Annotated in this window: 11 protein-coding genes; 2 read left to right on the forward strand and 9 right to left on the reverse strand. The window is 71.1% G+C overall.

Translation table 11 applies throughout. The annotated features are described in order from the left end of the window. Positions 1-63 precede the first annotated feature (63 nt). The 5 genes from HFV08_RS30000 to HFV08_RS30020 all read right to left on the reverse strand — a co-directional run bounded on the left by HFV08_RS30000 (position 64) and on the right by HFV08_RS30020 (position 5,114). Positions 64-501 carry a hypothetical protein gene (locus HFV08_RS30000; RefSeq protein ID WP_168543719.1) on the reverse strand — a complete coding sequence of 146 codons (438 nt, stop codon included), beginning with the start codon at positions 499-501 and terminating at the stop codon, positions 64-66. Between the two features lie 328 nt (positions 502-829). Further along, on the reverse strand, positions 830-2,104 hold the full coding sequence (locus HFV08_RS30005) for a prolipoprotein diacylglyceryl transferase (protein ID WP_210430955.1): 1,275 nt from the start codon (positions 2,102-2,104) through the stop codon (positions 830-832). A 124-nt stretch (positions 2,105-2,228) separates the two neighbouring features. Then, complete coding sequence (locus HFV08_RS30010) at positions 2,229-2,783, reverse strand: DUF6114 domain-containing protein (RefSeq protein ID WP_168543721.1); 555 nt, start codon at positions 2,781-2,783, stop codon at positions 2,229-2,231. Positions 2,784-2,913: 130 nt separating this feature from the next. After that, positions 2,914-3,531, reverse strand: a complete 618-nt coding sequence (locus HFV08_RS30015; RefSeq protein ID WP_168543722.1) for a DUF6230 family protein — start codon at positions 3,529-3,531, stop codon at positions 2,914-2,916. Positions 3,532-4,145: 614 nt separating this feature from the next. After that, a complete protein-coding gene (locus tag HFV08_RS30020) occupies positions 4,146-5,114 on the reverse strand; it encodes a tetratricopeptide repeat protein (RefSeq protein ID WP_168543723.1) in 969 nt (322 codons plus the stop codon). Between the two features lie 393 nt (positions 5,115-5,507). Here HFV08_RS30020 and HFV08_RS30025 point away from each other — a divergent pair, with 393 nt between their 5' ends. Then, positions 5,508-6,146, forward strand: a complete 639-nt coding sequence (locus HFV08_RS30025; protein ID WP_168543724.1) for a TetR/AcrR family transcriptional regulator — start codon at positions 5,508-5,510, stop codon at positions 6,144-6,146. Positions 6,147-6,279: 133 nt separating this feature from the next. Here the strand turns inward: HFV08_RS30025 and icmA are convergent, their stop codons facing one another. From icmA to HFV08_RS30040, 3 genes are all read right to left on the reverse strand, one after another. Continuing rightward, positions 6,280-7,980 (reverse strand): coenzyme B12-dependent isobutyryl-CoA mutase large subunit, encoded by a 1,701-nt coding sequence (gene icmA / locus HFV08_RS30030; protein ID WP_168543725.1) that lies wholly within the window; start codon positions 7,978-7,980, stop codon positions 6,280-6,282. 215 nt (positions 7,981-8,195) lie between these two features. Next, positions 8,196-8,534 (reverse strand): DUF3817 domain-containing protein, encoded by a 339-nt coding sequence (locus HFV08_RS30035; RefSeq protein WP_168543726.1) that lies wholly within the window; start codon positions 8,532-8,534, stop codon positions 8,196-8,198. 89 nt (positions 8,535-8,623) lie between these two features. Continuing rightward, complete coding sequence (locus HFV08_RS30040) at positions 8,624-9,133, reverse strand: MarR family winged helix-turn-helix transcriptional regulator (protein ID WP_168543727.1); 510 nt, start codon at positions 9,131-9,133, stop codon at positions 8,624-8,626. Positions 9,134-9,292: 159 nt separating this feature from the next. Here HFV08_RS30040 and HFV08_RS30045 point away from each other — a divergent pair, with 159 nt between their 5' ends. Continuing rightward, a complete protein-coding gene (locus tag HFV08_RS30045) occupies positions 9,293-10,294 on the forward strand; it encodes a glycoside hydrolase family 6 protein (protein WP_168543728.1) in 1,002 nt (333 codons plus the stop codon). Positions 10,295-10,571: 277 nt separating this feature from the next. Here the strand turns inward: HFV08_RS30045 and glxA are convergent, their stop codons facing one another. After that, complete coding sequence (glxA, locus tag HFV08_RS30050) at positions 10,572-12,497, reverse strand: radical copper oxidase GlxA (RefSeq protein WP_168543729.1); 1,926 nt, start codon at positions 12,495-12,497, stop codon at positions 10,572-10,574. Between the last annotated feature and the right edge of the window lies 1 nt (position 12,498).

A 12,498-nucleotide genomic window follows, 5' to 3' on the forward strand; every position in this document is an offset into this window, starting at 1 on the left:
GGTCCGTGCGGTCGGGCCCGTACGCCGAACCGGTGCATCGGGCCCGGCCGGTCCGTTCCCCGTTCAGTCCTTGCGTTCCAGGCGCGCGCAGGTGGTGCGGTAGCCCTCGCCGTGCTCCGCGTAGCAGTAGTCCAGCGTCGTCGGGCCCACCAGCTTGAAGGTGTAGGTGCCCTCCTCGTCGGCGCCGGACATCACCCGGGCGTCCGGGGAGAAGGCGCCGACCAGCTCGTCCTGCTCCTCGCCCTCGGGCGTGGACCAGCGCATCAGCCCCTTGAAGGTGCGGCCCCGCTGCTCGACGACCACCAGGGTGGCCCGGCCCTGGCGGTACCCGTCGTTGCTCGCGATCCGCTCGCGGTGCCCGGTCCACGTACCCACCAGGAGGACGTCCTCGTCCGGCGTGGGCGGGGGCGGGGCCGCGGAGGCCGCCGGGCCCGTGGCGAGCAGCGCGGCCGCCGCGCCGCCCACCGCCGCGCTCTTCAGCCAGAACCTCAGCACAGACATGCCTGTCCTCTCACCGTCGGTACGCGGGCGTGCCCGGAAGGGCGCCCGCGGGGAAACCACCGGGAGCGGATCCGTGACCGCCGGGAAACCGTCCCTGACACGGGAGTACCGCGGCGGTACGGCGGGCGCACTCCGGGGCCCGCCCGCCGGGGCCAGGCGGGTCAGGAAACCCCCGGGACGGCAGCGCCGGGCCGCGGCCGGGGCCCGGGCGGACAGAGCCGTGGCCCGCACCCCTTGTGCGGGGGTGCGGGCCACGGCCTTGTTGCGGCTCCCGGACCGGTCCTGGGGCAGCTGATCGAGCTGCGTCGGCTGGTCGGTCGGTGAGGTATCAGTCGGTGATGTAGGTGTGCAACCCGGGGACGGTGAGGTCCCCGCCGAACTGCCCGGCCTGGCGAACCGTCACATCGGTGAAGATCGCGAGCGGAACGTTGATCGGGGGCTCGTGCTCGGGGTCGAAGGTAATCGGGATCAGCCCGAACAGATTGCCCTTGAGTTCCTCGGTGTACAGCGTGGTGCGTCCGCCGCGGATGGTGGAGGTCGAGCCCTTGGCCGCCTCCACGTGGATCGTCTTGCCGGTCTTCTGGTCGACGATCGTCTGGTGCAGGTCGCCGATGTCGGTGCCGTTGTCGACGGTGAACTTCAGGACCTGCTTGACCTTGCCGTCGGCCTGCTTGACGTTGACGACGCCCTTGTAGTCGAGGCCCTTGAGGGTGAGGGAGCTCGCCTTCAGGAACCAGGGCTGGTTGGGCAGCACCGTCGGCGTCTGCTCGTCCTCGCCCGCGACCTTCTTCTCCACCGGGCACGGGAACGGCTTCTTGCCGTCCTCGTCCGGGGCCATCGGGTCCTCGGCACCCGGCGAGGGCTCGGCGTCGTCCTCGGCCTTGCCGGCCTCGTCCGCCTTGTCGGCGGATCCGTCGGCCGCGTCCCCGGCCTCGCCGCCGGAGTCCTCCGCCTTGTCGGCGGCCTTGTCCTCGGCCTCGTCCAGGGCCTTCTGGGCCTTGGCCGCGTCCTTCTTCTTCGCCTTGGCGTCCGCGAGCGCCTTCTTGGCGGCCTCGACGGCCTCCTTGTCGGCGCCCTCGGGCACCTCCTCGGACGGCTGGTCGGAGGGTTCGGTGCCCTCCTCCTCGTCGGGCGTGAAGAGGTCCTTCAGCGCCTTGCCGAGGCCCAGCGGGTCCCAGGGGTTGAAGTCGTCGCCCGAGTCCTCGGACGGGCTCGGCTCCGGAGCGGGCTTCGCACCGTCGGCGGGCTCGGTCGCCTTCTTGACGAGCTTCTCGGCCTTGTCGGCAGCCTTCTCGGCGGCCTCCTTGGCCTTCTTCGCGGCGTCCTTGAGGTCCTTCAGCGGGTCCTCGGCGCCACCACCGGTACCGCCGGACTCGTCCGGCTTCGGCTCGGCGGACTCGCCCTTGCCGTTCCCGGCCTTGTCCTTCCCGTCCTTGCCGGCGTCCTTGGACTCGTCCTTGCCGGTCTTGGCGCCCTCGTCGTCCTTGGGTGCCTCGTCCGGCTGCGTGACGCAGGGGCCGTCCTGGAAGGGGTTCTTGGGCTGCGGCTTGGCCTGCGCGAGCGTCGGTGTCAGGCCCATGCCCATGAGGACAGCGGTCGGCATGGCGGCGAGCGCCATGGCCTTGCCGGCGGGTACATGAAACCGGTTGAACAACGGCTTCTTGGGCGCTGCATGCCGCGGCCCGGATCTGGCACGGGACCCTCCCGCAGGGTCCTCGCGCACCTCGTCAGCCGGCACGGTGCCTCCCGTTCGTCCCGTTCGTCGGGCTCGTTCCTGACAGGTCGCTCGCCTCGCCCGGTTCTTCCCCGGCCGCCCCCGCGGCCGCCGGCTGCGAACCCTCGACGGTCCGCTTCACGGCACCCTTCACCGGCTTCTCCTCCGCCCAGGAGACGCCCAGGGCGCCGCCGATGAGGGCGAGCAGGAAGCCGATGACGAAGCCGCCGAAGTTGGAGACGACCAGCGAGACCAGCGCGAGCAGAATCGCGGCGACTCCGGCGAACACCCGCGAGTGCCGCTGGAACCACATGGTCAGGCCGAGCACGACGAGCAGCACGCCGATGATCAGGGATCCGGCACCTGCGGTGGTCGCCATGCGAATGGTCATTGTGCCGAGCGTGAGGTTCGCGTACGGGAAGTACATGATCGGCAGACCGCCGAGAATCGTCAGCAGACCGGCCCAGAAGGGCCGTTGGCCGCGCCAGTTCCTGAACGACCGGCGCCACTCGCCGAACCTGCCGACCTTGCTTCCCCCGCCCAACCCTGCCTGCGCTTCGGCGCTCATGTCGTACTCCTCGGGTATGGCGTCTGAATCTCAGATGGATGCGGTGACGGGCACGGGGACGGCTCGGAGAACTCCTCGCGTCCCCGCGCCCGGCATTAACGCATCGGGTGCTTGCTCAGCGCTCACGCGCTCAGTAGCACTCGTGCTTGCCCTTCTGGACCTTCATGCCAAGGCCGGAGAGCTTGAACGTGCCCGCCGTGGTCGCCCACGCGCGCTGCTTGACGTCCGTGAACCGCACCGACTCGGCCTGCTGCGAGAACGAGTCCGGGGCGTACTTGTCGCCCTTCGAGGGGCCGGGGCCCTTCGTGGTGCTGTCGATCGACGTACCGATGTCGATGTTGGTGAACGTCGCGTTCGCCTGCAGGTCATCGGCGTCGATGTAGAGCTTCTTCGCCTCGACCCTGGGGCCGCCGGGCTTACCGGCGGACAGGGTCATCGACACATCGCCGAACACCGGGACGGGCACGACGACGGACTGGCAGAGGTTGGTGATCTCGGCCGTGTCCAAACCGACGACGGCGACCGGGTGTGCACCCGACTTGCCGCTGTCGAGCGCTCCGTACTGGACGAAGCCCTTACCGTCAAGCTGGTCGGCAGTCACCTTGAACTGCTGACCGGACACACTGAACGATGCCGCGAGCGCACCCTGCGAGAGGGCGACACCTATCGCGGCAGTAGCCGCGACGCTCGGCACCATGACTACGGCGAACCGCTTCCATCTGGTTCCGCCACGAGCCAGGGACTCCATGACTTTCCTCCTTCTCGGACGTACATCTCCAGCCCTGACTTGCTCCCCGAAGGGCGGCTCAAGCCGGGCAGGGATGGGAGAAGTGCTACGTCCTCGGGAAGGAGAGCGCCCGCTTCGGAGGCGCTGGAGCGTTCCGAACCACGGCGATCACCCCCGAGCGACAACCACCGGCCACGCCTTCGCGCAACCTTTCTCGGACAGGCCCCGCCGGACGGCAGAGACCCCCCTGTCCTGACCGACGCCACTGCCATCGGCCACTCGGTGGGGACCCACTGTGGTCCTCGCTCCCAACTGGCTTGCGGGCAACGAGGTAATGGACCGAGCTTGGCCGATCGTGGTGCATCTTCGGCCCCCGCACAAGGGGTCTCGTTACCCACTGGTAACGGCTGGATAACCCGCCCGCGACTCCACGAGGCATGATCGCAACGCTGGGTGTTACTGAGGAGTCCTTGACATACGGACATCAGAGGACATGAACGGACTTAACACCGCGCTTTGTTGACCACATGTAACGGCGGCCGCGGATTACCAAGTTTTGGTAAAGCGCGACCGCCGTGACTCTGCGTCGACAAATCTTCACGCCCACCCCACGGGGGGCGTGGTTTAGCAACAGGTCAGAAGAGGACCCGCGCGAGCGCGGTGCGCGCCGCGGAGACCCGGGGGTCGTCCGCCCCGACGACCTCGAAGAGTTCGAGCAGCCTCAGGCGTACCGCGTTGCGGTCCTCACCCGCGGTCCTGCGGACGGTCTCGATGAGCCTGCCGAAGGCGTCCTCGACATGTCCGCCGACCAGATCCAGGTCCGCGGCGGCGATCTGCGCCTCGCGGTCCGCGGGATTCTCGGCGGCCTTCCGCCGCACCTCCTGGGCGTCGACTCCCTGGACCCGCTGGAGGAGTTCGGCCTGCGCGAGACCGAGCTTGGCCTCGGTGTTGGCCGGGTCCTCGGCGAGCACCGACTGGTAGGCGCCCACCGCGGAGGCGTAGTCCCCGGCGTCGAGCGCCTGGACCGCCGCCCCGAGCGCCGCGTCGTGCGGGCCCTGCGGGGGCTCCGGCTGCTCGGCGGGTTCCGGCGCGCCCTCGGCCACCGTCACCCCGGTGAGCCCGAAGCGCTCCTCGGCGACCTGGACGAGCTGGTCCAGGGTCTGGCGGATCTGGGCCTCCGGGGCGGCACCCTGGAACAGGGGCAGCGCCTGGCCCGCGACGACCGCGAAGACGGCGGGGATGCCCTGGACCCCGAACTGCTGCATCAGCATCTGGTTGGCGTCGACGTCGACCTTCGCGAGGACGAAGCGGCCGTTGTACTCGGCGGCGAGTCGTTCGAGAAGAGGGCTGAGCTGCTTGCAGGGTTCGCACCACTCGGCCCAGAAGTCGATGACGACGGGGACCTCGGTGGAACGCTGCAGTACGTCGCGTTCGAAGCCGGCTTCGTCGACGTCGGCGACCAGGGCCGAAGGCGCGACGGCCCCGCCGCCGCCCTGGCTCGCGGCTTGCGCCCGGGCCTGCTCCGCCTTGGTCTTGGCCTCCTGGGCCGCCTTCACCGCGGCGAGGTCGACGACTCCGCTCATGGACATGTTCCGTGGCTGCATGAGTACATCCTCCCCCTTCCGCGCGCGACTGTGGAAAACCACAGGTTTTTGGTCAGCCGAAGTACTGGTTCCGGCCGCCGAAGTGGGACTTCCCGCGCCGGGGGCGGCCGCTTCGCGCGTCGTCGCGCGGGCCGCGTGCACCCGCCCCGCCGTCCGGAGGGCCGCCGCCGGATGCGGGGCCCGCAAGGACGGCCCGGAGCGGGCCGGTGATGAAGTTCTGTACGGCCCGGGTCCCCACCCAGGCCTGGGGTTGTCGCTCGCGCCGTCCGGGAGGGAGGACCTCACCTTTCTAACGCTACGGGTCGTAGCGTAACTTGCCGGGCCGGACGGTGTCGGGCGAACGCGGGTGATCTCGCTCACGGCGCCCCGTGCCACCGCCGGTATGGTCACGGCATGCCGAGCCGCACCCCGGGTGCCGCGCGCACGGGACGTCCGCGCAGCACCGCCGCCGATGCCGCCATCCTGGAGGCGACCAGGGACGCCCTGGTCGAGCAGGGCTGGTCCAAGCTCTCGATGGGCGACATCGCCACCCGCGCCGGGGTCGCCAAGACCACCCTGTACCGCCGGTGGCCCAGCAAGAACGAACTCGTCGTGGACACCGTGGCCGCCCTCTTCGACGAGCTGGAGGTGCCCGACTCCGGCACCCTCGCCGGGGACGTGGAGGGCGTGGTGCTCCAGTTCGCCGCACTCCTCGACCGGCCCGAGACCAGGACGGCCCTGATGGCGGTGGTGGCCGAGTCCACCCGCGACGAACCGCTGCGCGACCGGATCCGCAGCTCGATCGTGGACCGGCAGAAGCGCCTGGTGCTCCAGGGCCGCGCCCTCGCGCAGCAGCGCGGCGAACTCCCCGTCGAGGAGGACGAGCAGGCCGCCTCCGCGACCGCGGACCTGATCTTCGACGTGGTGGCCGGCGCGGTGGTGCACCGCACCCTGGTCAGCGCCGAACCCATCGACGCCGCCTGGGCCCGGCGCCTGACCACCCTGCTGCTCGGCGGCCTCGCCGCGACCATCCAGGAGCGGTCGGCCTCGTAGGCCCTGTCGTCCGCACCCGAAAACGCGGGGCGGGCGGCTGCCTTCCGGCCGCCGCCCGCCCCTGTCACCTGTCACCCGTCCCGGGCGCCCGGCGCTGCCGCCCGGCGCCGCGTCCCGCCTCCGCGGGGGCCGTTCAGAACCCGGCGGGCTCCGTGTACACGCCCCACTCCTCGCGGAGGGCGTCGCAGATCTCGCCGAGGGTGGCCTCGGCGCGTACCGCCTCCAGCATCGGGGCGATCATGTTGGAGCCGTCCCGGGCGGCCGTGAGCATCGCCTCGATGCTCGCCCGCACCCGGTCCTCCTCGCGGCCCTTCCTGCGCTCGGCGAGAGTGCGCACCTGCTCGCGCTCCACCTCGTGGCTGACCCGCAGGATCTCCAGGTCGCCGGTGACCGAGCCGTGGGCGACGTTGACGCCGACCACGCGCTTGTCGCCCTTCTCCAGGGCGCGCTGGTACTGGAAGGCGGACTCGGCGATCTCGCCGGTGAACCAGCCGTCCTCGATGCCGCGCAGGATGCCGGAGGTGATCGGCCCGATCGGGTGCTTGCCGTCCGGGTGGGCGCGCAGCCCGCGCTCCCTGATCTGGTCGAAGATCTTCTCGGCGTCCGCCTCGATGCGGTCGGTGAGCTGCTCGATGTACCAGGAACCGCCCAGCGGGTCCGCGACGTTGGCGACCCCGGTCTCCTCCATCAGCACCTGCTGGGTGCGCAGCGCGATCTCGGCGGCCTGCTCGCTCGGCAGCGCGAGGGTCTCGTCCAGGGCGTTGGTGTGCAGCGAGTTGGTGCCGCCGAGCACCGCCGCCAGCGCCTCCACCGCGGTGCGTACGACGTTGTTGTACGGCTGCTGCGCGGTCAGCGAGACCCCGGCGGTCTGGGTGTGGAAGCGCAGCCACTGCGCCTTGTCGGTCTTGGCTCCGTAGACCTCCTTCATCCAGCGGGCCCAGATACGGCGGGCCGCGCGGAACTTGGCGATCTCCTCGAAGAAGTCGACATGGGCGTCGAAGAAGAAGGAGAGGCCGGGGGCGAAGACGTCCACGTCCAGGCCGCGGGAGAGGCCGAGCTCGACGTAGCCGAAGCCGTCGGCGAGCGTGTACGCCAGCTCCTGGGCGGCCGTGGCCCCGGCCTCGCGGATGTGGTAGCCGGAGACCGAGAGCGGCTTGTACGCGGGGATCTTCTCGGCGCAGTGCTCCATCAGGTCGCCGATCAGGCGCAGATGGGGCTCGGGCTGGAAGAGCCACTCCTTCTGCGCGATGTACTCCTTGAAGATGTCCGTCTGCAGGGTGCCGTTGAGCACGCCGGGGTCGATGCCCTGGCGTTCGGCGGCGACCAGGTACATGCAGAAGACCGGGACGGCCGGACCGCTGATGGTCATCGAGGTGGTGACGTCACCGAGCGGGATGTCCTTGAAGAGGACCTCCATGTCGGCGGCCGAGTCGATGGCCACCCCGCAGTGCCCGACCTCGCCGAGGGCGCGCCCGTCGTCGGAGTCGCGGCCCATCAGCGTGGGCATGTCGAAGGCGACGCTGAGGCCGCCGCCGCCCGCCTCCAGGATCATCTTGTAGCGCTCGTTGGTCTGCTCGGCGTTGCCGAAGCCCGCGAACTGGCGGATGGTCCAGGTGCGGCCGCGGTAGCCGGTCGGGTAGAGGCCGCGGGTGAAGGGGTACTCACCGGGCCAGCCGATGCGCTCGAAGCCCTGGTAGCTGTCGCCCTCGCGGGGGCCGTAGGCAGGCTCCACCTCATCGCCGGAGAGCGTGCTGAAGTCGGCGTCCCGCTTTTTGGCGGAGTCGTAGCGGGCCTGCCAGCGTCGGCGGCCGTCCTGAATGGCGTCTGCGTCCATGTTTCAAATTTACTAGGACGTCCTAGTAAATGTCGATGGCTCACGGGTGCGACATGGCCTCGAAGGGCCCTCCGGGGCAGATCCACACGTACGGAGGAAGTGCCTCCGAGGTCGGCGGATCACGGAGCGTGAGCGGGAGGGCGGGCGGCTCCCGGCAGCGGGGACGCGCGCCCGTCGCGGCCGGACCGGGGAGGGCCGGCCGCGGGAGCGGAACCCTAGACCTGCGCGGGCGTGCTCGCGCCCTCGGCGAGCTTCGGCTCCAGCTCGGCGCTGATCCGGCGCTCGACGAAGAAGGCCGCGGTCGGGACGGTGCCCGCGAGCAGCACCCACAGCTGCTTGCCGACCGGCCACTTCGCCTTGGAGCCCAGGTCGAAGGCGAAGACCAGGTAGAGGACGTAGAGCCAGCCGTGCGCGATGCCGACGACGCGGGTGAAGTCCGCGGCGCCGTCCATGTCGAGCAGGTACTTGGCGATGACGCCGAGGGTCAGCAGAACCAGCAGCACACCGGTGACGTAGGCCATCACGCGGTAGCGGGTCAGCACGCTCTTCTTCATGCCTACGAGACTAACCGGGGCGCGCGGGGCCCCGGCACGGCCCCCGGTCCCGGGGCGGGTGGCCTCCGTCTCGCCCCGGCCGGAGCCGCTCAGCCCTCCTCGAAGTCCCCGGCCGCGACCCGCAGCGGGCGCAGCAGGGCGAAGACCTCCGCGCACTCCTCCTCGTCGTAGGCGCCGAGGCCGAAGTCCATGGCCATCAGGTCGCGGGTGGCCTCCTCGACGACCTCGTGGCCCTTGGGGGTGATGCTCGCCAGGGTGCCGCGGCCGTCGTTGGGGTTGGGCCGCTTGTCGACGAGACCCGACCTCACCAGGCGGTCGACGGTGTTGGTGACCGAGGTCGGGTGGACCATGAGGCGCTCGCCGATCTTCGACATCGGCAGCTCCCCCGCCTTGGCGAAGGAGAGCAGGACCAGGGCCTCGTACCGGGCGAAGGTCAGTCCGTAGGGCTTGACCACCGCGTCGACCTCGGCGAGCAGGATCTGCTGGGCGCGCATGATCGAGGTGATCGCTCCCATCGAGGGCGCGGATCCCCAGCGGTCCCGCCAGAGCTCGTCGGCACGGGCGATCGGGTCGAAGGAGAGGCTGAGCGGTTTCGGCACGCCATGGACCTTAGCCGCCCGTCCGCGCCCGGATGAGGGGTGTCTCGTACTGCGGTACCGGCGGCCGGGAGCGGGGCGCGGCCGGTGTCGCGGCCCGTACGGATAAGAGCGTTATGTAACGATTGCCGCCCTGCTGCCGTCCTCTCCCGAGGGGTCCTGATGTCCCGGCTGATCCGCACCGCCGCCCTGCTCGCCGCCCTCGGTGTCCTCCCCCTGCTCGCGGGCTGCTCGGAGCTGACCGGGAAGGCCTCCGCGGAGCAGGGCCCGGACGGGCTCGGCGATCCGGACTCGCCGTTCTGGGTGGACACCAGGAGCCCGGCCGCCGCCCAGCTGCGCCAGTGGCAGCGGGAGGGCCGCGGGAAGGACGCCGCGACCCTGCGCCGCATCGCCCGGCAGCCCGTCGCCCTGTGGCCCTCGGGCAAGGACGCGGGCGCCACCGTCCGGGCGGCCACCCGGGCGGCTCAGAAGGCGGACCGTACGGCCGTCTTCGTCGCCTACCACATCCCGCACCGCGACTGCGGGCAGCACTCGGCGGGCGGTGCCGAGGACGCCGCCGCCTACCAGCGCTGGATCTGGTCCTTCGCCGAGGGCATCGGGGACCGCCGGGCCCTGGTGGTCCTCGAACCCGACGCCGTGGGCCACAACGTCGACGGCTGCACCCCGCAGCAGTACCACCGGGAGCGCTACGAACTGCTCCGCGCCGCGATCGGCCGGCTCAAGCAGCAGCCGCACACCCGGGTCTACCTGGACGCGGGCAACCCGGGCTGGCTGAAGGACCCGGCCCGGCTCGCCGGACCGCTGCGCAGCGCCGGGATCGGCCGCGCCGACGGCTTCGCGCTGAACGTCGCCAACTTCCAGAGCACCGCCGTCAACCGGGAGTACGGCCACCGGCTCTCCCGGATGCTCGGCGGCAAGCACTTCGTGATCGACACCAGCCGCAACGGCCTCGGGCCGCTGACCGGCAACCGCCGCGAGGGCTGGTGCAATCCGCCGGGCCGCGCCCTCGGCAGGCCGCCGACGACGGCCACCGGGGACGCGCTGGTCGACGCCTACCTGTGGATCAAGCGGCCCGGCGAGTCCGACGGCGCCTGCCGCGGCGGACCGGCCGCCGGGACCTGGTGGCCGGACTACGCCCTGGGACTCGCGCGGCGCGCGGCCTGAACACCGGGCAGGGGACGGGCGGTTCACGGGGGGCCAGTTCACGGGGAGGGCGGGCCAGTTCGCGGCGGGACACGCAGCGGTCCGCTGCGGGGTACGGAGCGGTCCGCAGCGTGGTGCGCGGCGGATGGCGGCGGGGTACGCGAATGGCGGCGGGAGGCGGGTGCGCGCGGCACCCGCCTCCCGTCCCTGTCCGGCCCGGCCCGCGGCTCACGCCCTGCCACCGCGGTCCGGCCCGGTTCGGGGGGTACGGGGAGGGGGCGGCCCCGTACCGGTCGGCTCAGCGCACCTCGACCCACTTGGCGACCGAGGGGGTGCCCTCCTTGTCGGTGACGAAGAGCATGTACCAGCCGGGCGGCACCAGGGCCCGGTCCTGCGGGACGGTCACCGTGACCTTGTCGGCGCCCCGTTCGAGGTCGAGCGCGAGGGAGCGCTGCTCGACGTCGGTGGTGTGGGTGACCGCGCTCGGCCGCATCAGGCGGGCCCGCGCGATCCGCCGGGAGTCGGCGGTCTCGAAGCTGGCGTGCTCGCCGCGGGCGACCCGGCGCGGGCCGCTGCCGAGCACCGGGCGCCGGTCCCCGGCGCGGTGCAGCGCGGGCGGGGTGTAGATCTCCATGCGCTGTTCGAAGTGGCCGAGCTTGGTGTTCTTCTGGTCGTCGAAGAGCGGGTCGGAGCCGAAGGTGGCGATCCGGCCGTCGGGCAGCAGCAGCGCCTCGGAGTGGTAGTTGCGGCCGACCTCCGGATCGGCGGCCGGGGTGAAGGCGTTCTTCTTCGGATCGTAGAACTGCGCCTTGTGGATATTGCTGGCGCTGCGGCCCCGGTAGTCCTCGGAGCCGTTGGTGGTGAAGACCGTGTCGTCCGGCATGATCACGCTGTTCAGATAGCGCGTGCCCTGCGGGAGCGCGGGCCCGTCGGCGAAGGCCGGGTTCTTCTTCCTGAGGTCGATCACGGCGGTGCGGGCGGTGGACTTCTCCGACTCGCCGACCCCGCCGCCGCCGAGGATCATCACCTTCTGGTCCTGCGCCGGGGGCAGGAGCAGCGAGGAGGAGGTCTCCGTCTGGTCCTTGTCGCTGAGCCCCGGCACCTTGGCGAAGGTGTTCTTCTCCAGGTCCCACAGCCCCGGCTCGCGGCCCTTGTCGGCCGGTCCGTACCCCGCGTTGGAGGCCGGGTAGAAGAGCTTGCCGCCCTTGGTGAGGAAGAGGGCGGGGTAGGTCGGGAAGTAGCGGAAGGGGCCCTTGGACCACTTCCTGGTCTTCGGGTCGTAGATCTCGTTGTCGCCGGGGTCGATCATGCCGACGTCGTCGAGCCCGGAGACCGCGAGCACCTTGCCGTCCTTCAGGCCGACCAGGGTCGGGTACCAGCGGGCCTTCCGCATCGGGTCGACCTTGATGTACCGCTCGGCCCGCGGGTCGAACTCGTAGGCGGCCTTGATGCCCTGGAAGTCCTGCTTGGCGAGGGTGATCTTCTCGGAGAGCCCGTAGACGTCGTCCGCCTGTCCGCCCTTCAGGCCGACCACCTCGTACTGGGCCTGCCGGGCGGTGACCGACTCGGGGCCCTCCTCGACCGCCTCCACGAACACCCGGCGCTCGCTGGCCTTCACCTTGGCGCCGCCCTTGACCGCCGCCTTCCTCGCCTTCGGCACGGTGACGTCGAAGCGGCTGACGTACTCCACGCCGGAGGGCGAGCGGAAGCGGGTGCCCTTCTTCAGGGTGACCGCCTTGTCCGGGTCCTCGTTCTTGACCCGCATCCCGCCGCCGGCCCGCTTCACCTCGCCGTCGAGCGCCTCGTAGCGCGCGGTGCCGCCCGCCACGAGCAGCCGCCCGCCGGGCAGTTGGGCGTGGCCCGCGCAGAAGAAGTCCTCCGGGGTGGGGATCTTCTTGTACGTGTTCTTCCCGGGGTCCCAGAGCACGGTGTCGAAGGAGCCCGCGTCGAACTTGCGCTGCTCGTTGCCCGAGCCCGCGACGATGAGGACCTTGCCGGTGTGCAGGAGCGCCGCGTGGATGGCGTTGGTGCGGTACTTCTCCGGGATCGCGACCTGCTGCCAGGAGCCGTAGCGGGCCTGGTAGCCGGGCTGCGCGATCTTGTACTCGTGGTACTTGTCCTCGGCGAAACCGAGCGCGGCGGGCGCGTTGAGCCCGGCGAGCACCGCGACCCCGGCGACCCCGAGGGCCGTCTTCTTGAGCTTCTTCGACGGCTGGTATGCCATG

The sequence above is a fragment of the Streptomyces physcomitrii genome, assembly GCF_012273655.1.
GTDB lineage: Bacteria > Actinomycetota > Actinomycetes > Streptomycetales > Streptomycetaceae > Streptomyces > Streptomyces physcomitrii.